Here is a 24725-nt window from a genome sequence, read left to right as displayed (position 1 = left end):
AACGCTTTAAATAAAATATGAAAGATAATAGAGGTATTCTCACGTTAGACAGTGATACGGTAGCTTCTAACCCCGGTAGAGTAAGAGTAATGCCATTGGTATTGATGAGATATATCCACAAACCTGTTTTTTTGTTGATAGCTCTGTTGTCTTCCTTAGTTTTTGCTTTTGATGTTTCTTTACTTTGGGGAGGAATCTTTTTTGGTGTTTTCTTAATGATGAATTTTTTTTACTGGAGAAGAAAAAAGGAACAATTTGCCTACGGAGATTCTAACGGAGGGATCATCATTTCGGAGAAACCTAAGCTGATAGCCGTTGCTACGGATCTTTCAAAAGGCTTTGCAGGAAGCTATCCTGTTGTAAAAGTGTTATCTTATAAAGGAAAAGGTAAGCTGAATGAAAGAATAGGAACAGTTGCTTTATATGAAGGTTCCGAAAGCTGTACTCCACATTGGAATGATTTTTTTCCGGTTCCTATAGAATATGTGAATAATAATAAAGCGGAATTGAACGCCGTTTTAAATTCTTATTCTGAAGAAAGCTGGCAAATATTAGAAGACAGACTCAAACAAATTGAGCTTCCCTATAAAGAGGGATTGTTTAAAATTTTTACAGAAAACAGCAGTTGGTAAAAATAAAAGTGTACACTTTCTGGAGTAGTACAGAATAATTAAAATTAAATGACACACATAGAAAACATAAAGAAGCTATTTTCAAAGAATTTTGTAGAAAATCCATTACTGGAAAGCTTTGAAGTGGGAAAAATCTATCTTTCCAGTGGAAACCTGGTTGCCTGTGACCCTTTGATCACTAATGATATGCAACCTTTTTCTACACCATTTCCGAAAGGAGATTTTCCTGTTTTATTGCACAAAGAAAGAGAAAGTAATTGCGTAGCCTACGCTGAAATTATTTTCAGTAATACAGAAATAGCAGATTGGAAATTAGCCACTACGGAAGGGCAGAACACAAAGGATCTGGCTGAAGGAGAAATTTTCGGATATCCTGTAGAAAGCGGAATGGGATGTTTTATGGATACGGATACCCAAAACAGCCTTAATGAACTGGAAAAAAGGTTGTATCACAGCAAAGGCGTTGATTTTATGGGAATCTATGAAGAGTTTTTCCATGATTATTTCTTTGACGAGAACGGAGCCATTGATCAGTATGCCTTTTTGAAGCCTGCAAAAGAACATCCTGGAACCATTTTTGCTTTTGAAACCGGATATGGGGAAGGATTTTATGCTAGCTATATCGGGTACGATAAAAATGCAGCACCAGTGAAAGTAGTGACGGAATTTATAGAAATTAGTTAATAAAAGTTAATTTTCTTTGAAAATATGTTCTGTTTTTTAAATTTGATAAACATTAAAACACAATGAACTTCTCATCGGAACAACCCAAAATTATTGTTGTAGGCAGCTCTTCTATTGACCTGGTTCTGGAAACTGATAAACTCCCTTCATCCAATGAAACGGTTTTGGCATCAAGCTCGGAAAGCTATTTCGGAGGTAAAGGCGCCAATCAGGCTGTAGGAACGGCCAGACTTGGAGCGAGTGTCTATTTTATCGGTTGTGTAGGAATGGATCCTTTGGGACAGCAGATCATGAGAAACCTGGTGAATGAGAATGTGAATGTGGGATTTATCTATGAAACAGATCAGGAAGCAACAGGAACTGCTTATGTAACGGCTTCCAATGGTGATGCTGTAATAGTAGTAGTACCGGCTGCGAATAAATGTTTAACGACTGAACATATAGAATCTGCTGATAAATATTTCCAAACATCCGACCTGGTTCTTGTTCAGCTGGAAGTTTCATTAAGTGTTGTAGAATACACTATAAAGAAAGCTAAAAAATACGGTAAAAAAGTAGGATTATATGCTTCCCCCGCGGTAAGGCTCAATGCCGATATTTTAGATAATGTGGATTTTGTAGTGGCGAAAAGTACAGAGTTATATACTATTTTTGGAGAAGACCAGAGAGAAGAAGTCTTAAGAAAGTATTTCAATAAAGTATTTGTAAGGGATGACACCAATTCTACCATCTATTTTGATGGTACGGAAATGAAATATTATAGAAACGACAAAGACAAAGCTGTCTATAAAATGGGAATGGGAGATGCTTTTACATCAGGATTTGCAATAGCGTTATGTCATGGTAACTCACTGGAAGAATGTGTGAAATTTGGAAATGAAGTATCAGCAAGAGTTTCTGTAAAAAAAGGATCACAAACAGGTCTTCCAGTACAATCAGATTTCTTTTCTTAAGCTATTTGATACATATCGAAACTTGAAAAGTTAACATAAAAATAAAAGTAAAATTTCCACTTTTATAGTGGATTTTTCTTTTTATAACTATGGAAAAACTTATTCTTACGACAAATGATCACGTTCCCATTATTGCACATCTTTTTCCTCCGGAAAGCGATAACGGGAAAATATTACTGATTAATTCCGCGACCGGAGTAAAGCAGCATGTATATTTTTCTTTTGCGAAATATTTTGCAGAAAAAGGATTTACAGTAATTACTTATGATTACAGAGGAATAGGACTTTCAAAACCGGAGCAGATGAAAGGTTTTGAAGCATCCATGAGAATTTGGGGCTCAGAAGATTATAAAGCGTTAACCCAATACATCAGAACCCGGTTTCCTGCCTATGAAAAATATTGCTTGGGGCATTCTGTAGGAGCTTTGATCTTAGGGATGAATGAAGATTCAAAAATGTTTGAAGAGTTTGTTTTTGTAGGCACCCAGAATGCATTTGTAGGAAACTTAAAGTGGAAAACAAAAATTGAAGCGTATCTAGGTTTTGGAATTGCACAACCTTTAACTACCCAATTATTAGGCTATTTTCCATCGGAGTGGTTCGGATTGGGAGAAAGTCTTCCGAAAAATTGCGCTTATGACTGGAGAACCTTAATTTTGAATAAGAAATCAACGAACGGCTTACTGGAGAAAATTGATGATTATTCCAAGGATCTGACGCAGAAAGTATTTGTCATTAGAGCAGAAGATGATGCCTGGTTAACAGAAAAAGGAGTGAAAAGCCTGCTGAATGATACATATCCTAATTTAAAACCGACTTACAGACTGGTCCGGGTTTCAGAATCAGAGAAAGGAGAAATAGGACACGTTAATTTTTTCCGGAGTTATAACAAAAAACTTTGGAACATTATTTTAAATGAATTGATACAATGAAGAACCTGATTGAAAACACAGTAGAATTTGTAAAAGAAAAACTAGAAGGAGCAGAAGCGGGACATGATTGGTTCCATATAGAAAGAGTATGGAAACTCTCTAAAAAAATTGCCGAAACAGAGAACTGTAACCAGGAAGTAGTGGAACTTTCTGCTTTGCTTCACGATATTGCCGATCCCAAGTTTCATGGAGGAGATGAGACCATTGCCTTAAAAGTATCCCGTGAATTTTTGGAAAGTCAGAATGCTTCTGAAGATACCATTGAACAGGTTTTATTTATCATCAAGAATATTTCATTTAAAAATAGAGGAGAAGCACCACAACATCTTCCTGTAGAACTGAAAGTGGTTCAGGATGCAGATCGTCTGGACGCAATCGGAGCGATTGGAGTGGCAAGGACCTTTAATTTTGGAGGTTTTAAAAATAACCTGATGTATCATCCGGATATTGAGCCCAAGCTCAATATGTCCAAAGAAGAATATAAAAAGTCCAACGGGACCACCATTAATCATTTTTATGAAAAACTCCTTCTGCTAAAGGAATTAATGAACACTGAAAAAGGAAAAGAAATAGCAGAAGACCGACATAATTTCATGTTGAATTTCCTTGATCAGTTTTATAAAGAGTGGAATGTGAACTAGCCATTCCCCGAAAAGCTGCCAAATCAGTATATTTGCAATATGGGATTAATCGTTTTTGCTCTGTTTCTATCATTAGCTTTCTCTCTTCTTTTATCAAAAGTAAAATCGGGAAGAGGCGCCGAGTGGGCAAAATTGTTCCGTATAGCTTCTGTAATTATCTCAATTTCTGTTTTTACCTACTGGTTTATCAAGAAAAGTGCAGTGGGGGTAGTCAATGATGCGGTAGGATTGCAGGTGATCAATACTCTTCCCCAAACATTGGATTTTTATGTAATTAATATTAATGATCAGGATAACAACGGAATTTTGGATGTTAAACATATCGGAAAAATCCGCCCCGAACATTACAGGATCGAATATCTTAAAATGGACCGCTCCGATGAATACTGGATTGCCGGTTATTTAGGAAAGAAAAACCTGGTATATTTTTCCCAACATTCTGTGCCTAATAAAAACATCGATCAGATTGTTGAGGTTCAAAATTATATCAATCAAAGCGTGAAGCTTTCGGATAAAGCAAAAAAGCAGGTTGAAGCCTATAATTACGAAAATATTAAATTGGGAATTTGGGTCACCCTGGACTTTTTACTGTTGTTTCTGAATCTCATGTTATTATTGAAAAGAAAAAAATAAGGCTATCCATAAGGACAGCCTTTTTATTATAAGTTATTTCTTTTAAAACAATGTTCCAGTTCCTCCCGGAGCCATTTCAGGCACTTTCAAATCGGTTTTCCATTCTTCATTCATCTTTTTAATAAAATGGGCAGATAATAATGGGGAAGCTTTTTCAATATTCTGATGAACAAAGAAATACAGGTTTTGAAGTCCTTCTTTTTTCCACTTTGTTAAGCGTTTCAGCCAATCATCCAGTCTTTCATAATCACTTTCTGCATTGGCACCTACATAACGGATGAAAGCATTTGGGGTAGTAAGACGCATATGAAGCATATCTCTTCTTCCTGCGGTATCTACAATAATATTGGTAATATTGTTAGCTTCGAAAAGCTCGCAGGTGGTATTGAAAATATCCTCATTGGTAAACCATTCTGTATTTCTGAGCTCGATGGCTAAAGGAACTTCTTTAGGCCAGTCTTTCACGAACTTTTCCAGCCTGTCATAATCTTTCGGTTTAAAATTATCATGAAGCTGAAGAAAAACCATTCCCAGTTTATCTCCGAAATTCATAATGGAAGTTGAAAATTGAGTCACAGGTTCTGTAACATCAATCAATCTTCTGAAGTGAGAAACGGTATTGGTGATTTTAGGGAAAAATTTAAAATTTTCAGGAGTCTTTTCTGTCCAGGTTACCACCTGTTCAGGAGTTGGCATTCCGTAGAATGTAGCGTTTAATTCAATTGAATTGAACTGTGTGGCATAATACGTTAATTCGTCTTTAGTTCCTTTAGGATAAAATCCTTTTAAATCGGTCTTATTCCATTTGGCGCATCCGATGGAAATATTTTCCAGTCCCTTTTTATTCTGGCCGAGAATCTTTTTTGTTTCGGGATGGTCTTTGGGTAACGTAAAATCTATTTGAGAAGGATCTTCTACTTGTCCGAATTTCATATGTCAAGTGTTAAGAATTAAACTGTCTAACAAATATAAAACAAAAACCATAGAAATTTCTATGGTTTTTGTAGTTTAAACATGAATAAAAATGGAACTAATTAACATTATTTTACTGTCGGAGTGATCATTTTATTGGAAACCACAGCATAGACACATCCGGTAGTTTTAAGGTTTACGGTAATGGTGGCCGGAACAGATCTGTATGCGGTATCGCCGTATGGTTCAACAATTTTTCCGTTGGCATCAGTCACCGTTCTTCCTTTTACGGAATAGGTCATAGTTGCTGTTCCTGTAAATCCGCTGGATGGAGTGAAAGTCACAATCCCTGTATTCGTATTGAAAGTCCATGTTCCTTGCGGAGTTACTTTTTTGCGGTATAAAGTCAGATCTGTTTCACTGTTTTTCGCAAAACTGAATGTCTTGTAATCAATATTATTTTTGTTTCCCGTTGGAGGGGTTGTAATGCTGATTGGCCCTTTATAAGCGATATCATTATCAAGCACTGGAATATAAACCGGCTGATTTTTACAGGTTGATGCCACATCATCATTAGAAACCGCCGAATAAGGCAGCGTTAATTTCACATTTCTGATGATATGCTGTTGAAAAGCTCCACCTGTTGCAGCTGCAAAACCAAGCTTGAGCATAGATGGCACTGTTGCATTTAATGTTTGTGCTGTAGCTGCCCCTTCTGTATCTGAATTATTGTAATCCGTCACTTGCGGATTGGCATTTTCAGTATACGGAACAGAAGTTTTATAATGATAATAATTGATGATGTTGATAGGTGCTCCGTTAGCTGTAGTCTGCATATCCACTTTAATATCAAAACCATCTGTTGTAGTTGGAGTAACAAAATGAGGAATCAGATCTAAAAAAACTTTTCTGAATTCACCGTTTCCGTTTCTAAGATCAAAGGTTGATGATAGGGTATTGGTGGTATTCGCATACGTTCTGTCAGATTGTAAAACCCTTCCTACTGTTCCTGTATTGCTTAGTGTAGAACGGGAAACCAAGACAGGATACCCTGTGTAACCCAGTCCTAATCCTATTGAGCTGTTAATATCCGCTCCTCTTGCACCCCTCAATGTAATATGGCTTGTTGCAGTGCTCCATGAGCCCGCAATCCCGTTTACTCTTGATTCTCCCTGAAAACGTTTGGATTTAAAATTACCGAATTCATCCAGGGCAATTCCTAGATAGGCGCCGGTTAAGCCGGCTTTTCTAAAACTGGCATATTGATCTTTGGCCCTGTTGTAAGCATATCCTAATCCGGCTCCTGGGGAACCGATAACTGGACTTGCAACAGCCCCGTCATATAAGAAGAATGATAATCCGTCTCCATAAGTGCCACTTAAAGGCGTTCCTCCTTTCATTTCGTATTCAAACTCTACGTGTAAACCATTGACAGAAGTAAAAGATCTACCGTTGATAAACAATCCTCCGAATTGAGAAGAACTTGCCGGAGTAAGCTGTACTCCCGTAGAAGTATGAGAAGCATTCCCCTGAAGAGTAAGTTCCGGTGCCGAAGAGGCATTCATCAATGAACTTGAATAAGAATAGAACCCATAAATACTAGCTACTTCTGTGCTGTCAGTCTGGGCACTGACCATATTAGAAAGCAGCACCAAGAGAAGGCTTATCAGTGACAGCCCTTTATAATTCCTTTTCATATTCCTTCTATTTTACGACAAAGACGATGTTGATAAATGAAGCCGGTGTTGCGTTAGAAAGGACATCATAATTCAATACCCCTGTATCACTAATGCTGTTAATTCTAAACACCGTTGAATCATAACCTGTTACATAATAGTACAGATCTGATGCGTTAGGAAAGAATGGTATCGCAGCCGGTGCTGATGTACTTCTAGCATTGGCCGGAACATTAGCAAATTGATTTTTATAAAGTGTATACAAATCTTTTGTCTGTCCTGTACCTAAAGTGGAAGTATCAAAAACCACACTCGGCATGTAGAAGAATTTAGCAACATAAGGAGAAAGGCAAGACCAGTTTGGAGCTGCCGGAGTCCCTATATTCTGACTGATACATTTTTTATTGGTATCGAAGATCACTAATCCTGTTGCCGGGTTGCTTACAGAAGCTAAATTGCTTATTCTAGGGAGTAATACCCCTTTTGTTGTACTCGAAACGTCTAGTGCTGCGCTTGTATCGGGAGTAGACGTATTAATACCTACCTGGGCAGTAATGACACATGAAGTCATTGCCAAAATCAATACAATAATTTTGTTCATCCGAAATAATTTTTTTTGTTGTGTGTGCGGGATATTTTAGCAAAACTCTTGCCAAAATTTTGAAAAAATATTCCTTTGTGTTTATGTGCAATGCAAAGGTATGGAAAATTATACCTAAATTATCAAGCTGGTTTTTAGATGCTAGTGATGGTTTATCACTGAAAAGAGAATAAGACACACTTTTTTTAAGTGTTAATAGTAAATAGATGAAGAATAAATGTTTTCAGTTATGAAATCGAAATTTCGAAAAATAGAAAAAAATCTATAAAATTTTATGAATTCTTGAGTACTATAAATTAAAAAAGGCCACAATATTGTGGCCTTTTTGTTGTCATATGATAAATTATTGACCTAAATACACGAAAATATAAGTAGATAAATATTTCGGTTCAAGATTTATTGGAGTATTTGATCCTCCTGTGGAAACTGAGAATGTGTGTGTGTGTGCTCCGTCAGTGGAAGTAGTAGATATATTGGAATCATTATCTACTACAATTTTATTGTTTCCTCCTTCCGCACTATTGGTTACGCCACTTGCTCGATCATTATAAGTATGATTGTGGGTGCCGGAAGTTGAGGTAGTTGCATTATAAGTAATATTCGGAAGATTAGCCTGTGTAAGAGTTACTGAAGTATTACCTCCATTACTTCCTAAAGTTTCTGAGCCTGTTTTAGCTTTTAAATATCGATCAGCACTATTAGGTAACGTTGTTGTAAATCCTAAAGAAGTTGCTGCAGTTTGTGCAGCTGCAGGTAAACCGGATAAAACTCTTCCATTCAAAAGGTACCATCCATCATGATCAGAAGCAATGCTGCTGTATTTAATATCTCCTATATTAGGAAGCTGTACTTCCAGCCTGTTCCAGGAAGTTCCGTCATTATAATAGAATCCCGGTGTAACGCCCGTTAGAGGAGCAGCTGTGGAAGTAGCTGTATTATAGACTGTCATACCTGCTATATGGCTAGGTAATGGACTTGCGTTATTCGTAGCTGTAAGGGCTACTTTAGGCATTAAAAGCCCTTTATTTTGATTTTGGGAATACAACTCTAAAATAGCTTGTGTATTTGGAGTAGGAGACGGATGTACCCCATCAATGATCATTACCTGCGCTTTGCCTATTATACATAGGACAAATAAGAAGAAAATATAGTGTGCTTTTTTCATTTTTGATGTTTTTTATTTTCCTAAATAAATGAAGTATTGAACAACCATATGTTTAGGATATTGTGAAATAGAAGTATTGCTTCCACCGCTGGATACAGAAAAAGTATGGTTATGGTCACCCGCAGCTTGTGTAGTTCTTGTTTCTGTATCAATGGTTCTTGTACTGGTTAGGCCTCCTGCATTATAGTTCCAGTAATTTACACCTCTATTGGTGTAAGAGTGGTTATGTGCTCCATTAGAAGCAGTATTTCCGGTAAAAGTTAAATCCGGTAAATTAGCTTGAGAAATAGAATAAGAGTTTGCACCACCGGTTGCCGCAAAAGATTCTGAGGTATTTTTTCCTTTGATGATTCTGTCATTGGAATTAGGAAGAGTGGTTCCCAAACCAATATTAGTAGCATTTGCCTGTGCAATTGCGGGTAATGTTGAAATATTTCTTCCGTTCAGTATATACCATCCGTCGTGATCCGCATTCAATACACTTGATTTGATATCTCCTGTTCTCGGAAGATCATTATTAATTGACATTAAAATCCATTTTGTACCATCATTATAATATAATCCCGGAATTACATTATTGGGAGATGTTCCCGCTGTAGCAGTATTGTAGATCCACATTCCTTCTACATGGCTGGTGAATGGGGCAGGCGATGTTATTGAGGCAAGCGCTACTTTGTTCATTAGTAAACCTTTGTTTACGCTATTTAATTCAAGAACTGCTGAAGGAGATGGGCTGGATGTTCCTATTCCTACTTGGGATTTCAGTGCCGTAAAACATAATAGTCCGGCACATATCGATAAAATTTTTGATTTCATACCTTAACTTCCTAAATAAATGAATACGTTGGTGATAATATGACTAGGTTCGAAGCTGACAGGAGTACTGCTTCCTCCTAAAGAAAAACTGAGCGTGTGGGTGTGAGCTCCCGCATTGCCTGTAGTATCATTCACATTACCTGCATTGGAAACAGGATTATTACCTCCACTGGCTACGGCAATCGTAGTAGTAGGGTTATCCGTGTAGTTGTGTGTATGATTCCCGGTTGTATTTGTAGTTCCGGAAAACGTTACATTAGGTAAGTTAGCTTGTGCAATAGTAAAAGTATCTGCGCCCGAAGAAGTTCCTAAATTATCACTTCCATTGGTTGTTTTCAGAAACCTGTCAGATGCATCTGGTAGATTGGTAGCGAATCCTAAAGCTGCAGCTCTGGCTCTTGGGTTGGTTGCCAAAGCTGAGATTGCTCTGCCGTTTAAAAGATACCATCCGTTGTGGTCGCCACTTTGGAACCCATTTTTAATGTCTCCGATACGTGGTGTTTTGGTCGTTAATTTCACCCACGATGTTCCATTGTTGTAATAAAGACCGGGAGTGACTGTGTTGGGGGCTGTTCCTGCTGTGGCCGTGTTATAAACCACCATTCCTGCGACATGAGCAGATAAAGGGCTAGAAAGATTTGCCGCTTGCAGAGCAATTCTGGTAAGCAGAAAACCTTTGTCATTACCAGAACTTTCCAGCTGTAAAATACTTTGTGGGTTAACGGTTCCTGATGAATTGGAGACCTTTACCTGGGCATTTGTTGAAAAAAAGGATGTGAATAAAATCAATGCAATGACCTTATCACCGTTAATAATTTTTTTCATAACGTGATTCGAAATAATTTTTGTTGTGTTGTGCGAGGCAAAAGTATGAAAAAATTATGTTAAAAATATTATATACGATTGATAAAATATTGAGTGTTTGTCACTTGGAAGTGATTAGAATGTAATTTTTTTTAGTGTTTATAGTTAATTGATGAAAAATAAACTATTATAAATGATGAGTTAAAATTTTATTAAAAAACGAAAAAGCCATGAAATTTTTCATGGCTTTTTTATAAATATGTTTGTATTTTACTTTTTTACCAGCTCCACTCTTCGGTTTTGGGCTTTTCCATCCTCAGAGGTATTAGGAGCTATTGGGTTTTCTGCTCCGAAGCCATTAGCTTTTAACCTGCTTTTATCAATTCCGGAGGTAACTAAAGTGTTCAAAACGGTGTTCGCCCTATCTTTAGAAAGCTGCAAATTATGAGCATTATTTCCAGAGTTGTCAGTATAACCGTTGATATCCAGTTTAAGAGTCTTATTATTGTTCAATACCTTTGTTATTTCGGCAATAGCTTCTATTCCGTCGGGTTGTAAGGTGGCTTTATCTGTATCAAAGTTGATATGCAGAACAGATTTGCCTTTTTCATCCAGATCCTTTTGAATCTGATCAGACTTGATCATGGTGATTGTTTGTTTAAAAGGAGCTTTCTGAAGTATCTGTAAAGCACCGGATGAAGTATTCCCATACAATTGGATATAAATGTCATCTCCTGCTGGTCTTCGAATCAAATACACCTTTACAGGTTCGTTCCAATAATCAATAGAACCTTCTTCACCCAGATATTTTGCCTGCTGCTTAAGCTTTTCCAGTTCATTATCAGATACTTTTCCATCGTAAATTTTTACACCACCTGCAGCTTTTATGGCTTCGTCATAACTTTTTTCGAAGTAAGGCAAAGACCAGCTTTCGTTACTTCCTTCAGATTTTGCGACATAAGATTTCCATGATTTTCCTTCAATAGGAGTAAAAACACCATCAATAGGGAAATAAATTTGGTCATAACTTCTTTGAAGTGGTGTATTTAGCGCCTCCATGCCTTGTGGAAAAGAAAAAAATGGAAAATCGCCTAATTCTTTATCTGAAACAGGAACTGAATTGATATCAAAACCGGTTTTGGATTCTGTGGCTTCTGTGATGCTGTCTTTTGAGTTTTCTGCCGGTTTTACGGTTTCTGTATTTTTCTTACAGGATATTAATATCAACCCGGTAACGAAAATAATAAGAACGCTTTTTTTCATAATTAAGATTTTTTGATGCATTCTAAAGTATCATCTTTTTCTTGAAAAAAATGTTAATGAAATAATAAATTTGAGTTGATTTTATTGTTAAAGCAAGAAACCTGCAAAAATATTTTTGCAGGTTTCTTTATATAAGTAGTTTATTATTTTATGCTTCGCAGCTTGAGCATGAAACAAAGTTTACCATCAGTTCTTTAGATACAGAAGAACTTCTTTGATAATACAATGTTTTCACTCCTTTTTTCCAAGCTTCAATGTAAAGATAATTGACATCCTTTACAGGCATTGTAGATGGAATCTGTAAGTTCAGGGACTGTGCCTGATCAATATATTGCTGTCTTTGCGCAGCCTGGGAAATAATTTCCATCGGCGAGATTTCCTTGAATGTTTTGAATACTGCCTTTTCTTCGTCAGTAAGCTCACTTAAATGTTGAACAGAACCATGATTCAACATGATCGTTCTCCATGTTTCTTCATTGTCAAGGCCTTTTTCCTCCAATAATTTAGCCAGATATTTATTCTTACGCATAAAATTTCCTTTAGCTAATCCCGCTTTATAATAATTGGATGCGAAAGGCTCAATTCCCGGAGAAGTCTGTCCTAAAATAGCAGAACTTGAAGTGGTAGGAGCAATAGCCATGGTTGTGGTATTTCTCAAACCATATCCTTTTAATAATTCTGGTTCTCCATAGATATTTGCTAGCTCTCTTGAAGCCTGCTCTGCCTGTTCTTTGATATGTCTGAAAGCTCTTGCATTGAACTGGGTTGCTTCAAAACTTTCAAATGGGATCATATTTTTCTGTAAATAAGAATGGTATCCTAAAACACCTAAACCAAGCGCTCTGTGACGCATAGCAAAGTTTCTGGCTCCTTGTAGGTAGTAATTTCCTTCCGTTTTATCAATAAATTCAGATAGAACAGCATCCAGGAAGTAAATAGCTAATTTTACAGCGTTGGTGTCTTTCCACTCATCGTACAATTCTAAATTCATAGAGGACAGACAGCAGATAAATGATTCTTCCATTGAAGAAGGAAGCATGATCTCAGAACAAAGATTACTCGCATTCACTGGTAATCCTAAGTCTTTATAAACCTGCGGCTTATTTCTGTTGACGTTATCGGTAAAGAAAATATAAGGAAGACCCTTTTGCTGACGGCTTTCCAATACTCTCGCCCAAACTTTACGTTTTTCCATATCCCCGTCAATCATATCCTGCATCCAGTAATCCGGAACGCAAATTCCTGTAAACAGGTTCTGGATCGGACTTCCGATATCTTTTATCGATAAGAATTCTTCAATATCACCGTGATCAATGTCTAGATAAGCAGCAAAAGCACCTCTTCTAACTCCTCCTTGCGATACCACATCCATTGCCGTATCAAACAATTTCATGAAAGAAACAGCACCTGAAGATTTTCCGTTATCCGTTACAGCAGTCCCTCTGTTACGAAGTTCTCCAAAATATCCTGAAGTTCCGCCTCCGATTTTCGTCTGCATGATCACCTCACCCATTTTGTGGGTAATTCCTTCAATGCTGTCCGGAATATGAACATTGAAACAAGAAATCGGCAACCCTCTTTGTGTTCCCATGTTCGCCCAAACCGGAGACGAGAAGCTGATCCATCCTTTGGTGATCATTTCTTTGAAAGCCGGTTGTAATTCAGGCTTATATAATCTTTTGGCAGCTGCGGTTGTAATTCTGTCGATGGCTCCTTCTACAGTTTCTCCTTTTAACAGATATCCTCTGTTCAGCATTTGCTCAGACTCTTCATTGAGCCACCATATATTTGTGTTTTGCTCTTCCATAGTTGTTTATATTTTCGAATTCCCGAATGCATTACTATCCAGGAATTTTGTTTTTATATTGATTGTAAAATTTCTACTTTATGGGAACCGTTCAGCCCGCTTTCGTCTCTTAATCTCTGAAATTCTTTAAAAGACGGAACATTCAGAACCTCATGTTGAACCTCTTCATTGACGTAGTTGGAATAATGTAAAAAAGTAACCCCATCTTCCTTTAGATACACTTTATATTCAAAAGCAGACTGATCCAGTTTCTCGAAATCGTCCAGGAACTTCTGAATATTGGCTTTGTTTTCTGAAACGAATCCAGGATTTACGGTATAGGTTACCACTACATTAATCATTATTATCTTTTTATCTTCATTGAATTATCATTCCGAGGAACGAAAATCTTTTATTGATGAGTTTGATCTCGCTAATACTATCTGCTTTGACGCTCGCTTCGCTCGCGCCTTTCATTAAAACAAATCGTTCGCAGTAATACTCTTATCGTGTTTTGTGTAATCTACCGGTCTTTTCGCAAAGAAATCATCCAAAGAATTGGCGAAAACTTCCTCTTCAAACCAAACCATTGGGCGGTATTGCTCCGGAGAAACATTGTAACGTGTTTTCATATTGATTTTCTTTAAACTGTCATCAACACGGTATTTCATGAAGTTTAATAAATCTTCTTTTGAGAAAACGCTTAATTCTCCTAATTCGAAGATCCAGTCAAGGATTTCTCCTTCCAATTCTACTGACTGATCTACTAGAGTATAGATATCTTCGATATCAGAATCAGTTAAAAGGTCAGGCTGCTCTTCACGGATCTTGTTGATCAGGTAAATTCCTGCATTGGCGTGGATCTGTTCGTCTACAGAGGTCCATGCAATGATGTTAGACACATTTTTCATATATCCTTTAAATCTTGTGAAAGAAAGGATGATGGCAAATTGTGAAAACAGGGATACGTTTTCAATCAGGATGCTGAATAATAAAAGAGAAGAAACATATTCTTTCGGAGTTGCGGAATTCGCATGTTTAAGAACGTTTGACAGGAAGTCAATTCTCTTTTTTACAGCAGGGATTTCTATCACATTCAGGAATTCTTCGTTGTATCCTAACACTTCTAATAAACGGGAATACGCTTCAGAGTGACGGAACTCACATTCTGCGAAAGTAGCTCCTAAACCATTGAATTCAGGCTTTGGAAGATGGTTGTATAAATTCCCCCAGAATGTCTTTACGGACACCTCAATCTGTGCAATGGCTAACAATGCATTTTTTACAGCATGTTTTTCATGAGGTTCAAGCTGTGAATGAAAATCCTGAACATCTGCAGTAAAATCCACTTCCGAATGTACCCAGAACGATTTGTTAATCGCCTCTACAAATTGAAGAACCTCAGGATATTCAAATGGCTTGTAACTTACTCTTTTATCAAAAATTCCCATACTAAAAGTGTCTTTAAATTAAAATAATTAGATCAATGTGGATAAAACTCAAAAAACAATTAACATCTTGATTTGTTGGAACTTATGTTTGAAAGTTTTTCACAAGAAAAGTGTTTTTATTTTTTGTAGCGTGCAAGCACAAAGTTAGAAAACCCGGACTGATTTTGAAAGAGCTAAACACTAAATGGTTGAGTTTTAACCGTAAAAGTTTTCCACATTTACATGAAACTTGCTCTGACATGGACTTACACACCATTATAGCACAAAAATAAATAAAAATGATGAGTTAGAGTTAAACATTATTATTTAAACTACTATAAATAAAGGGTAAAAATATTAAACACTGATTTGAATAAAGAAATTTTTAATCTTCGTAACAAATCAAAAATATTTTCTACTTATTGGATATAAAAACATACATCACTTAATGTTAGTAATTAAAGATTTACATAAATCATACGATACGGGGAAAAGTAAGCTGCACGTTCTTAAGGGAATTAATCTTAATATTTCCGAAGGCGAGTTTGTTTCTATCATGGGGAGTTCCGGTTCTGGAAAATCTACACTTCTTAATATTATTGGGATCCTGGATGAAAAAGATTCGGGAACGTATGAACTGGACGGTGTTCCTATTGAACATTTATCTGAAGTGAAAGCTGCCGAATACCGAAGCCAGTTTTTGGGTTTCATTTTCCAGTCTTTTAACCTGATTGGGTATAAGACAGCGTTGGAAAATGTGGCACTTCCGTTATACTATCAAAACGTACCCAGAAAAGAACGTAATCAAAAAGCGATGGAATATCTTGAAAAAGTAGGACTTGCCCAATGGGCCAATCACCTTCCGAATGAGCTTTCGGGAGGGCAGAAACAAAGAGTTGCCATTGCAAGAGCATTGATCACCAATCCTAAAGTGGTTTTGGCGGATGAACCTACAGGAGCATTAGACTCTAAAACGACTCATGATATAATGAAGCTTCTTCAGCAGATTAATAATGAAGGAAAAACAATCATTGTCGTTACCCATGAACCGGATGTTGCAGCACAAACCAAAAGAAATGTTATATTAAAAGACGGGATCATTGAAAGTGATGAGTTTATCAAGCAGATTGTTTTATAATGTGAATGGGCAATGGTGAATTTTGCTTCACAAGTGAAATGAAAATATATACAAACACACAAAAATGAATTTGAAAAAGAATGTTTTTAAATCTCAATCACTATAAACTTGATGTATATAAATCAGCAAAAGAATTAAGATTAGAGTGTTATAAAATTTTATCTGAGCTTCCCGATAGTGAAAGATTTAATTTAACAAATCAGATACGTAGAGCTTCTACTTCGGTAGTTTTGAATATTACAGAAGGTTGTTCCAGAAAATCTGAAACCGAAAGAAAAAGGTATTTTGAAATAGCAAGAGGTTCAGTTATAGAATTGGATTCTTGTATGGATATAGTTGTAGAATGTGATTATGTAAAAAAAGAAAATTTAGAAAAAGCGGGAAGTTTAATAAAAACTTCATTTGTACTATTGAGTGGAATGTTGAAGAGTTAATAAGTGAAGAAATTGACAACGAAGTTAATTCACTATTGACCATTCACTTTAAATAAAATTAAAATTATGTTTGACCTTGATCGTTGGCAGGAAATATTCAGTTCTATCCGCAGCAATGTTTTGCGGACAGTGCTTTCTGGGTTTACGGTGGCTTTAGGATTGTTTATTTTTATTGTTCTTTTTGGTATTGGGAAAGGGCTTCAGAATGCATTTACCGAAGGCTTCGCCAGAGACGCTCAAAACCTGATCTCAATTGTGACAGGAAAAACAACTATTGCCTATAACGGACTTCAATCTGATCGTCAGGTGACAATGAATAATGATGATTACGATTTCTTAGTCAATGTGGATAAAGAAAAAGTAGGAAGCTCAACCCCAAGATATACCGCAAATTTATTAGTGAAATACGGTAAAGAAAGCGGAAATTACCAAATTAATGGAGCTCAGCCGGAAGAGCAGATCATCGAAAACCGAAAAATATTGGAAGGCAGGTATCTTACACCGACGGATTTGGAGAGAAAGCAAAATGTTGCCGTGATCGGAAGGATGGTTCAACGGGATTTAATTAAAAACGGAAGCCCGGTTGGAAAAGAATTAAACATCAATGGCACGATGTTCAAAGTTGTCGGAGTTTTTTCAGATGATGGAGGTGACTGGGATGAAAGACATATTACTGTTCCCATTACAACATTACAGCAGATGAAGAAAGGCTCGGATACGGTAAGTATAAACTACATCGCTTATAACGAAAATCTGACACCACAAGAGGCCATAAAGTATGGTGATGAACTTAAAAACAGGCTGAAATCCAGAAAAAATGTCTCCCCGGATGACGAAAATGGAGTGAGGGTCTGGAATAATGCACAAAATATGAATGACACCTTTATGTTTTTGGCTGTAATCACTGCTATTGTAACTTTTATTGGTCTTGGGACACTATTAGCAGGAATTATCGGGATCAGCAACATTATGGTGTATATCGTTAAAGAAAGAACCCAGGAAATTGGGGTAAGAAAAGCGATTGGAGCAAAACCGAAAAGCATTGTGGCTTTAATCGTCCAGGAAAGTGTCCTTATCACGGTAATTTCGGGATTTGTGGGAGTAGGACTTGGCGTTTTAGCGCTGAATTTAATTGGAGACAGCCTTGAAGAATTTTTCATCAAAGACCCTAATGTAGGTTGGGGAACCATCTTTGCTGCTTTTATTGCTTTGGTTCTATCCGGATTGATTGCGGGATTTGTCCCGGCATACAGAGCTTCAAAAATTAAACCTATAGAAGCCTTGAGAGTAGAATAAATTGATCATCATTTATAAATTATAAAATAAAGAAGTGAATATCATATTCAAAAAAGATACATGGCAGGAGATTTATTATTCGTTGAGAAATAATAAGCTTCGTACATTCCTGACAATGATTGGGGTGGGATGGGGAATGTTCTTATATGTAAGTTTGCTGGGTGCCGCTAAAGGAATGGAAAATGGTTTTGATAAATTGTTTTCCGGTTTTGCCACGAACTCTATTTTCCTTTGGGCACAGAATACATCCATTCCTTATGAAGGATTTCCTAAAGGAAGGCAAATGCATCTGCATCTATCCGATATGGAAATGCTGAAAAGAAAAATACCTGAAATAGATTATATCTCTCCACAGAACGCCAGAGGAAGCTTTACGGGTACCCCTGGAGAAGCCATGTCCAGAAATGGTAAAAACGGAACATATTCCCTGAGTGGAGATTATCCTGTAGGAAACAAAATTTCGGAAAAGAAACTGATTTTCGGACGATATATCAATGATGCGGATGTTTCAGGAAATAAAAATGTAGCCGTTATTGGGGAAGAAATATATAAGAATTTCTTTGATGCTAAAAAAAAGGAAAACCCATTAGGAAAATCGGTCAATATCAAAGGAATCTTCTTCAACGTTATCGGGGTTTTCAGAGTAAAAAAAGGAGGCGGATTTGAGAATGATCAAACTGTATTCATTCCGCTTTCCACCTATACTAAAATGTATAATGCGGGAGATCAGATCGACATGTTTGCGATTGTAAGTAAGCCGAATGCCAATGTAGATAATGTAGAAGAAAACGTAAAACTGTCTTTGAAATCTAAAAATAAGGTTTCACCGGAAGACACCAATGCTTTTGGAAGTTTTAACCTGGGTAAAGAATTTAAAAAATTAACTGGCTTTTTAACAGGAATGCAACTTCTGACCATCATTGTAGGAACCTTAACGATTCTTGCAGGAGTTATTGCCATTTCCAATATCCTTTTGATTACGGTAAAAGAAAGAACGAAGGAAATCGGGATCAGAAGGGCATTAGGTGCGAAGCCTGCGGAAGTGAGAAACCAGATTTTGCTGGAAAGTGTAGTGATCACACTCTCCTCCGGATTGCTCGGTTTTATCTCCGGGATCTTTGTCCTCATGGTCTTAAGTGCTCTTACCCAAAATCAGGATTCATTCCCATTCTATAATCCGACAGTAAATTATGGGAATGTTTTTGCGGCAATGGCGGTAATGGTAGTATTAGGATTGATTATCGGGATGATTCCTGCGCAAAGAGCAGTGAAAATACGACCAATTGAAGCATTAAGGACCGAATAACTAGAAAATACAACTTAACTTAAATAAAAAATAAACTAGATATATGAAAAAGAAATTCACTTGGAAAAAAGCCATTTATATCCTTTTAGGGCTTTTATTTGCAGTGGCATTATTCTCTGGAATTGGTTACCTCATTAAATCCAACTCTAAAGAGAGTGAAGCTTTCCTTACCCGTAAACCAACCATTCAGAATATGGATGATAAAGTGATGGCTACAGGAAAAATTATCCCGAAAGAAGAAATCGAAATAAAACCCAATATTGCAGGGATCATAGATAAGATTTTAGTAGATGAAGGAGATAAAGTGACGGCAGGACAGCTGATCGCAACAGTGAGGATCATCCCTAATATTGCTGATGTAAATAATGCACAGCAGGAAGTTCAGAATGCACAGCTTCAGATCAGTAATGCCAGAATGAATGTAGGAAATATGCAGAAGCAATTCGAGATGCAGCAAAAACTGTATACTCAAGGTGTAATTTCCAAACAGGAATATCTGAACTCTCAGCAACAGCTTTTCTCTCAGCAGCAATCTTTGAAAAATGCCAACCAGCAGTTGATGACAGCACAAAAAAGATTACAGATTGTAAAAACAGGTGCGACTCCTGAATTACAGGGATTGGCAACCACTCAGATCCGTTCTAAAGCTTCTGGAACAGTTCTTGAAGTACCAGTGAAAGTAGGGAGCCAGGTGATTGAAGCCAACTCTTTCAATGCCGGAACTACTATTTGCTCCATTGCTGATCTGAACTCTTTGATTTTCCAGGGAGAAATTGATGAAGCTCAGGCAGGAAAATTAAAGCAAGGAATGGATATGAATATCGTGATCGGAGCTTTACAGAACAAATCGTTCCCTGGGAAATTGACTATGATTGCTCCTAAAGGAAAAGACAACAACGGAACAATCAAATTTCCTGTAGAAGGTACTGTTTTCAACCCCAATAATGAATACATCAGAGCCGGGTTCTCTGCTAACGGGGAAATTGTTTTAAGCTCTAAGAAAAATGCTTTATTATTGGATGAATCTTTAGTTCAGTATGAAAAGAAAAACGGTAAGGATGTTCCTTTTGTTGAAGTAAAGCAGAAAGATGGAAAATTCAAAAAAGTATATGTAAAGCTTGGAGCGAGCGATGGTATCAATGTACAGATTCTTTCAGGATTGGATAAAAACTCTGATGTGAAAGTTTGGAATCCATCCGATAAGGATAAAGAAGAATTGAAAGAAAAGAAAAAGTAATAAACTAACACTATACATTCAAGTTTAAATCCCAAGGAGTTTTTCTTGGGATTTTTTATTTCTAACAAAGAGATAAAATAGAATTAACAAATATTAACTCTCTTGTAGGGTGATCTATTATAAGAAAATTTCTACTTTCGTCTCAATGTAAAGAATTATTTATGAAGACTCTATTAGGAATCCTGTTTCTTTTTTTAACAACGCTTATTGTAAGCTGTAACTCTCAAAAATCAACTGCTGAAAAAAACAAAGTAGTATATAAATCGGATGACTTAGTTATCATTAAGCTATCGGAGAATCTGTACCAGCATATTTCATTTCTGAATACAGATTCATTCGGAAGAGTGGAGTGCAATGGAATGATAGCGAAAGATGGAAATGAAACCGTGGTTTTTGATACCCCTTCTGATGATAAAAGTTCTGCGGATTTAATCGCCTGGATTAAAAATAATCTGCATGCTAAAATAAACGCCGTAGTTCCTACTCACTTTCATGGCGATTGCTTAGCAGGATTAAAAGAATTTAACAAGAATAATATTCCTTCTTACGCTAACAATAAAACTATTGAATTGGCCAAAGCAACCGGAGCCAATATTCCGAATCATGGCTTCGATAATAAATTGGCCTTGGATGTGGGCAGCCAAAAAATATATGTTACTTTTTTTGGTGAAGGCCATACAAAAGATAATGTTGTAGGATATTTTCCTAAAGAAAAAGCCATTTTCGGAGGTTGTTTGATCAAAGAAGTGGATGCAACAAAAGGGTATCTTGGTGATGCCAATGTTCAGGCTTGGTCTGCAACTGTTGAAAGAGTAAAAGCTCAATATCCTGATGTGAAAACCGTTATTCCCGGGCATGGAGCAATAGGCGGAACAGAACTGCTTGATTATACCATAAAGCTATTCAGGAATAACTAGGAGCAGGTGGAACAATATCCGGAAATAAATCCATTGAAATTGACGGATTTGTATCCCTTCGGCAGCTTTACTTCAACCTCATTGGGTAAGCATTCAATCTTGCCGCATTGAAGGCATCTGAAGTGGAAATGATTATGTTTATGAATTTTTTCAGAACAGTTCACACAAAAAGCGAAATAGAATTTTCCGTCATCGCTCAAAATTTTATGAACGATACCATCATCACAGAAACTGTTTAAAACACGGTAAATTGTAGCTCTGTCCACTGATTCTCCCAATTCTTTCTGCAGAATTTCCTGACTGACAGCTGATTTTGTATTCTTTAAAGAATCCAGGATCAGCTGTTTGGCTTTTGTATTTCTCTTGATCATATTGCAAATATAAAAAATATTAATGCGATAAAGTCGCATTAATGAAAAATATTTTTACCTTTGTTGAAATAACGAATTAACAATCTAGTCATGGAAAACAACTTTGAAGTAATTATATTGGGAGGAAGCTATGCAGGACTTTCAGCCGGAATGGCATTGGGAAGATCTTTAAGGAATGTTCTGATCATTGATAGCGGAAAACCATGCAATAGGCAGACTCCGCATTCTCACAATTTTCTGACGCATGACGGGAAAACGCCCAGTGAGATCAGTACCATAGCCAGAGCACAAGTTGAGAAATATAATACGGTAAAATTTCATGATGATACTGTAGTGAAAACGGCTAAAGCTTCGCAAGGTTTTAAAGTGGAGACTGCATCAGGAAAAAAGTTTAATGCTAAGAAACTTATTGTTGCAACAGGAGTGAAGGACATGCAACCGGATATTCCCGGGTTTGGTGAATGTTGGGGGATTTCTGTGTTACACTGTCCGTATTGCCATGGCTATGAAGTAAAAAATGAAACTACAGGAATTCTGGCCAATGGTGATATTGCCTACGAATTTTCAAAAATAATTTTGAACTGGACGAAGGATTTAACGTTGTTTACCAATGGAAAATCACCCCTTACTGATGAGCAGACGGGAAAGTTAGAGAAGAACCATATATCTATTAATGAAGATGAGATTAAAGAGTTACAACATGAAAACGGACAAATTCAAAATATTATTTTTAAAAACGGGAAAGAAATTTCTTTGAAAGCTTTATACGCTAAAATACCAGTGGAACAGAACCTGAATATTTCCGAAGATCTGGGTTGTGAATTAACAGAACACGGACTCTTAAAAATAGATGTCCATCAAAAGACAACGGTTCCCGGAGTTTTTGCCTGCGGGGACAGCACTACCATGATGCGGTCAGTTGCAAATGCGGTTGCACAAGGGAATCTGGCAGGAGCAATAGTCAATAAGGAACTTGTAGATGAAGAATTCAATTAAATAATAACTATTTCCTTGTAGTATTCTGCAAGGAATTTTTTATTTTAAATTGGTAATTTAAATTATTTATCGTAATATTGCGATATAAATTATTGTATACAATGGGGGCAACAAAAACTGACTTCTTTACAGAAGAACAAAATAAGTTGGCAACAATAGCAAAAGCTTTGGGACATCCTGCAAGGATTGCCATCATTGAATATTTGCTTAAAGTGAATGAATGTATTTGCGGAGATATTGTAAATGAATTGCCGCTCGCGCAGCCTACTGTTTCACAACACCTGAAAGAATTGAAGAATGCCGGTTTAATCAAAGGAAATATTGAAGGGAATTCTATTTGTTATTGCATTGATGAGAAGGCTTTTGAAATTGTAAATATCTTCTTTTCTGACGTTATCTCTAAGGTAAAGCAGCAAAAGTGCTGTTAAAAAAAATTTATTAAACTATATCGCAATATTGCATTATAACAATTTAAAATAAAAACATATGAAACTATCTGAAATCAAAAAAATTCTACCTGCACTGGAAAACGTGGAGTTTCAATTAGAAAACGGAACATTTGTTCCCGAGCATTTTCATGTCACTGAAATAGGGATTGTCACCAAAAACTTTATCGATTGTGGAGGAAACATCAGAAAGGAAGAAAAAGTAAACTTCCAGCTTTGGGATGCTAATGATTTTGAACATCGTCTAAAGCCGGGAAAATTATTGCATATCATTAATCTTTCCGAAGAAAAACTGGGAATAGGAGATTTTGAAATAGAAGTTGAATATCAGAATGAGACCATCGGAAAATATGATCTGGATTTTAACGGTAAAAACTTTGTATTGCAAAACCGGATGACAGCTTGTTTGGCAAATGAGGCTTGCGGTGTACCGCCACAAAAACAAAAGATAAGCCTGGCTGAGCTTTCCGGTAAACAGGAATCATGTTCACCTGGTTCTGGATGTTGTTAATATCTTTCTACTAACATTAATAATCTCTGGAATGAAGCAACAACTTTTGCATTGCATTGAGGAAATCCTCAAGCAAAAAATCAGTGAAGAAAGAAAGGATGTTTTACAGCCCTTAATAGATTTTATTCAGCAAAAAGTTCAGGCAAGAAAGCCGGTAAATCTGAACTTTATCTGTACTCACAATTCCCGTAGAAGCCATTTATCTCAGGTCTGGGCGCAAACGGCATCGGCTTATTATAAAATACCTGATGTCCAGTGCTATTCCGGCGGGACAGAGGTTACGTCATTGTTTCCTAAAGTGGCTGCGACTTTAGAAGCACAGGGATTTCTTGTCTTAAAAATTTCAGATACGGATAATCCGGTCTATGCTATTAAATATAATGAAGATTCTTTTCCGATTATTGGCTTTTCTAAAAAATATGATCATCCCTTTAATCCGGAAACAGACTTCGCTGCTATTATGACTTGTTCACAGGCAGATGATGGATGCCCTTTTATTGCAGGAGCTGAGAAACGTATACCGGTAACTTTTGAAGACCCTAAAGTTTCAGATAATACTTCCCAACAAACTCAGGTTTATAAAGAAAGAAGTTTGCAGATAGCAGTAGAAATGTTTTATGTTTTCTCACAAATAAAAAAACAGGCATGGAGATAAGATCAATTAGTAAAGAACATTTTCCGGAAATCATAACTATCTATCAACAAGGGATTGATACGGGGAACGCAACATTTGAAACAACTGTACCCGCATGGGAGGCCTGGAACGAACAGAAACTCCCTTACTGCAGGCTTATGGCTGTTGATAATAATACGATTTTAGGATGGGCTGCTCTCTCTAAAGTAAGCAGCCGCTGTGTGTATGAAGGAGTTGCAGAAGTAAGTGTATATGTTTCACAAGATCATAGAGGGAAAGGAGTTGGAGAATTTTTAATGAAAAATTTAATAGAAGAAAGTGAAACCCAGGGAATATGGACTCTGCAATCAGGAATGTTTCCTGAAAATGAAGGAACTATATCTTTACATAAAAAGATGGGCTTCAGAGTAATAGGTTTCCGTGAAAAGATAGGGAAACTGGAAGGAGTGTGGAGAGATAATATTCTCATGGAAAGAAGAAGTAAAAAAGTTGGAGTAGAATAAATAAATTT

At 36.7% G+C, this 24725-nt stretch carries 28 protein-coding genes; 17 read left to right on the top strand and 11 right to left on the bottom strand.

The features are described from left to right. Nucleotides 1-17: 17 nt before the first annotated feature. The 6 genes from EGI05_RS06775 to EGI05_RS06750 all read left to right on the top strand — a co-directional run bounded on the left by EGI05_RS06775 (nucleotide 18) and on the right by EGI05_RS06750 (nucleotide 4475). Nucleotides 18-632 carry a DUF3239 domain-containing protein gene (locus EGI05_RS06775; protein ID WP_123262278.1) on the top strand — a complete coding sequence of 205 codons (615 nt, stop codon included), beginning with the start codon at nucleotides 18-20 and terminating at the stop codon, nucleotides 630-632. A 48-nt stretch (nucleotides 633-680) separates the two neighbouring features. Beyond that, nucleotides 681-1316: a DUF4241 domain-containing protein gene (locus EGI05_RS06770; RefSeq protein ID WP_123262277.1), complete on the top strand. Its 636-nt coding sequence runs from the start codon at nucleotides 681-683 to the stop codon at nucleotides 1314-1316. Between the two features lie 62 nt (nucleotides 1317-1378). Beyond that, the gene (locus EGI05_RS06765; protein ID WP_123262276.1) at nucleotides 1379-2269 is read left to right on the top strand and encodes a ribokinase; all 891 of its coding nucleotides are present in this window, start codon (nucleotides 1379-1381) and stop codon (nucleotides 2267-2269) included. Nucleotides 2270-2358: 89 nt separating this feature from the next. Continuing rightward, nucleotides 2359-3201, top strand: coding sequence for an alpha/beta hydrolase family protein (locus EGI05_RS06760; protein WP_123262275.1), 843 nt, complete (start codon nucleotides 2359-2361; stop codon nucleotides 3199-3201). Then, the gene (locus tag EGI05_RS06755) at nucleotides 3198-3842 is read left to right on the top strand and encodes an HD domain-containing protein (RefSeq protein WP_123262274.1); all 645 of its coding nucleotides are present in this window, start codon (nucleotides 3198-3200) and stop codon (nucleotides 3840-3842) included. The genes EGI05_RS06760 and EGI05_RS06755 overlap by 4 nt, the downstream gene beginning before the upstream one ends. 39 nt (nucleotides 3843-3881) lie before the next feature. Further along, on the top strand, nucleotides 3882-4475 hold the full coding sequence (locus EGI05_RS06750; protein WP_123262273.1) for a hypothetical protein: 594 nt from the start codon (nucleotides 3882-3884) through the stop codon (nucleotides 4473-4475). A 42-nt stretch (nucleotides 4476-4517) separates the two neighbouring features. Here EGI05_RS06750 and EGI05_RS06745 read toward each other — a convergent pair whose 3' ends face one another. The 10 genes from EGI05_RS06745 to EGI05_RS06700 form a co-directional block, all read right to left on the bottom strand. Then, nucleotides 4518-5408, bottom strand: coding sequence for a DUF72 domain-containing protein (locus EGI05_RS06745; protein ID WP_123262272.1), 891 nt, complete (start codon nucleotides 5406-5408; stop codon nucleotides 4518-4520). A 107-nt stretch (nucleotides 5409-5515) separates the two neighbouring features. Then, the gene (locus EGI05_RS06740; RefSeq protein ID WP_123262271.1) at nucleotides 5516-7084 is read right to left on the bottom strand and encodes a hypothetical protein; all 1569 of its coding nucleotides are present in this window, start codon (nucleotides 7082-7084) and stop codon (nucleotides 5516-5518) included. A 7-nt stretch (nucleotides 7085-7091) separates the two neighbouring features. Continuing rightward, entirely contained in the window at nucleotides 7092-7664 is a 573-nt protein-coding gene (locus EGI05_RS06735) for a hypothetical protein (RefSeq protein ID WP_123262270.1), read from the bottom strand. Nucleotides 7665-8007: 343 nt separating this feature from the next. Next, entirely contained in the window at nucleotides 8008-8829 is an 822-nt protein-coding gene (locus tag EGI05_RS06730; protein WP_134197340.1) for a hypothetical protein, read from the bottom strand. Between the two features lie 12 nt (nucleotides 8830-8841). Next, nucleotides 8842-9645, bottom strand: coding sequence for a hypothetical protein (locus EGI05_RS06725; RefSeq protein WP_148042563.1), 804 nt, complete (start codon nucleotides 9643-9645; stop codon nucleotides 8842-8844). A 3-nt stretch (nucleotides 9646-9648) separates the two neighbouring features. After that, the gene (locus tag EGI05_RS06720) at nucleotides 9649-10470 is read right to left on the bottom strand and encodes a hypothetical protein (protein WP_123262267.1); all 822 of its coding nucleotides are present in this window, start codon (nucleotides 10468-10470) and stop codon (nucleotides 9649-9651) included. Nucleotides 10471-10719: 249 nt separating this feature from the next. Beyond that, complete coding sequence (locus EGI05_RS06715) at nucleotides 10720-11712, bottom strand: OmpA family protein (protein ID WP_123262593.1); 993 nt, start codon at nucleotides 11710-11712, stop codon at nucleotides 10720-10722. A gap of 148 nt (nucleotides 11713-11860) precedes the next feature. Continuing rightward, the gene (locus tag EGI05_RS06710) at nucleotides 11861-13519 is read right to left on the bottom strand and encodes a ribonucleoside-diphosphate reductase subunit alpha (protein ID WP_123262266.1); all 1659 of its coding nucleotides are present in this window, start codon (nucleotides 13517-13519) and stop codon (nucleotides 11861-11863) included. Between the two features lie 53 nt (nucleotides 13520-13572). Then, on the bottom strand, nucleotides 13573-13860 hold the full coding sequence (locus EGI05_RS06705) for a hypothetical protein (RefSeq protein WP_123262265.1): 288 nt from the start codon (nucleotides 13858-13860) through the stop codon (nucleotides 13573-13575). 114 nt (nucleotides 13861-13974) lie between these two features. Beyond that, complete coding sequence (locus EGI05_RS06700) at nucleotides 13975-14949, bottom strand: ribonucleotide-diphosphate reductase subunit beta (RefSeq protein WP_123262264.1); 975 nt, start codon at nucleotides 14947-14949, stop codon at nucleotides 13975-13977. 427 nt (nucleotides 14950-15376) lie between these two features. Here EGI05_RS06700 and EGI05_RS06695 point away from each other — a divergent pair, with 427 nt between their 5' ends. The 6 genes from EGI05_RS06695 to bla all read left to right on the top strand — a co-directional run bounded on the left by EGI05_RS06695 (nucleotide 15377) and on the right by bla (nucleotide 21256). Continuing rightward, the gene (locus tag EGI05_RS06695) at nucleotides 15377-16066 is read left to right on the top strand and encodes an ABC transporter ATP-binding protein (protein WP_123262263.1); all 690 of its coding nucleotides are present in this window, start codon (nucleotides 15377-15379) and stop codon (nucleotides 16064-16066) included. An 80-nt stretch (nucleotides 16067-16146) separates the two neighbouring features. Next, on the top strand, nucleotides 16147-16500 hold the full coding sequence (locus tag EGI05_RS06690) for a four helix bundle protein (RefSeq protein WP_123262262.1): 354 nt from the start codon (nucleotides 16147-16149) through the stop codon (nucleotides 16498-16500). A 66-nt stretch (nucleotides 16501-16566) separates the two neighbouring features. After that, on the top strand, nucleotides 16567-17796 hold the full coding sequence (locus tag EGI05_RS06685; protein WP_123262261.1) for an ABC transporter permease: 1230 nt from the start codon (nucleotides 16567-16569) through the stop codon (nucleotides 17794-17796). 34 nt (nucleotides 17797-17830) lie between these two features. Further along, nucleotides 17831-19102: an ABC transporter permease gene (locus tag EGI05_RS06680; RefSeq protein ID WP_123262260.1), complete on the top strand. Its 1272-nt coding sequence runs from the start codon at nucleotides 17831-17833 to the stop codon at nucleotides 19100-19102. 43 nt (nucleotides 19103-19145) lie between these two features. Then, nucleotides 19146-20339: an efflux RND transporter periplasmic adaptor subunit gene (locus EGI05_RS06675; protein ID WP_123262259.1), complete on the top strand. Its 1194-nt coding sequence runs from the start codon at nucleotides 19146-19148 to the stop codon at nucleotides 20337-20339. Nucleotides 20340-20500: 161 nt separating this feature from the next. Then, nucleotides 20501-21256, top strand: a complete 756-nt coding sequence (gene bla, locus EGI05_RS06670; protein WP_123262258.1) for a subclass B1 metallo-beta-lactamase — start codon at nucleotides 20501-20503, stop codon at nucleotides 21254-21256. Here the strand turns inward: bla and EGI05_RS06665 are convergent. After that, nucleotides 21253-21627: a Fur family transcriptional regulator gene (locus tag EGI05_RS06665; RefSeq protein ID WP_123262257.1), complete on the bottom strand. Its 375-nt coding sequence runs from the start codon at nucleotides 21625-21627 to the stop codon at nucleotides 21253-21255. The genes bla and EGI05_RS06665 overlap by 4 nt on opposite strands. Nucleotides 21628-21717: 90 nt before the next feature. Between EGI05_RS06665 and EGI05_RS06660 the strand changes: the two genes are divergently transcribed. From EGI05_RS06660 to EGI05_RS06640, 5 genes are all read left to right on the top strand, one after another. Then, nucleotides 21718-22623: an NAD(P)/FAD-dependent oxidoreductase gene (locus tag EGI05_RS06660; RefSeq protein ID WP_123262256.1), complete on the top strand. Its 906-nt coding sequence runs from the start codon at nucleotides 21718-21720 to the stop codon at nucleotides 22621-22623. Nucleotides 22624-22724: 101 nt separating this feature from the next. Beyond that, entirely contained in the window at nucleotides 22725-23051 is a 327-nt protein-coding gene (locus EGI05_RS06655) for an ArsR/SmtB family transcription factor (protein WP_123262255.1), read from the top strand. Between the two features lie 58 nt (nucleotides 23052-23109). Continuing rightward, nucleotides 23110-23580, top strand: a complete 471-nt coding sequence (locus EGI05_RS06650; protein WP_123262254.1) for a DUF6428 family protein — start codon at nucleotides 23110-23112, stop codon at nucleotides 23578-23580. A 31-nt stretch (nucleotides 23581-23611) separates the two neighbouring features. Continuing rightward, the gene (locus EGI05_RS06645; protein WP_123262253.1) at nucleotides 23612-24235 is read left to right on the top strand and encodes an arsenate-mycothiol transferase ArsC; all 624 of its coding nucleotides are present in this window, start codon (nucleotides 23612-23614) and stop codon (nucleotides 24233-24235) included. Next, entirely contained in the window at nucleotides 24226-24717 is a 492-nt protein-coding gene (locus tag EGI05_RS06640) for a GNAT family N-acetyltransferase (RefSeq protein ID WP_123262252.1), read from the top strand. Before EGI05_RS06645 ends, EGI05_RS06640 begins: the two co-directional genes overlap by 10 nt. Nucleotides 24718-24725: the final 8 nt, after the last annotated feature.

The organism is Chryseobacterium daecheongense (assembly GCF_003729955.1).
In the GTDB taxonomy this organism is placed as follows: domain Bacteria; phylum Bacteroidota; class Bacteroidia; order Flavobacteriales; family Weeksellaceae; genus Chryseobacterium; species Chryseobacterium daecheongense.
Note: the sequence above shows the minus strand (reverse complement) of the source record. Positions and strands in the feature narration are given on the sequence as shown.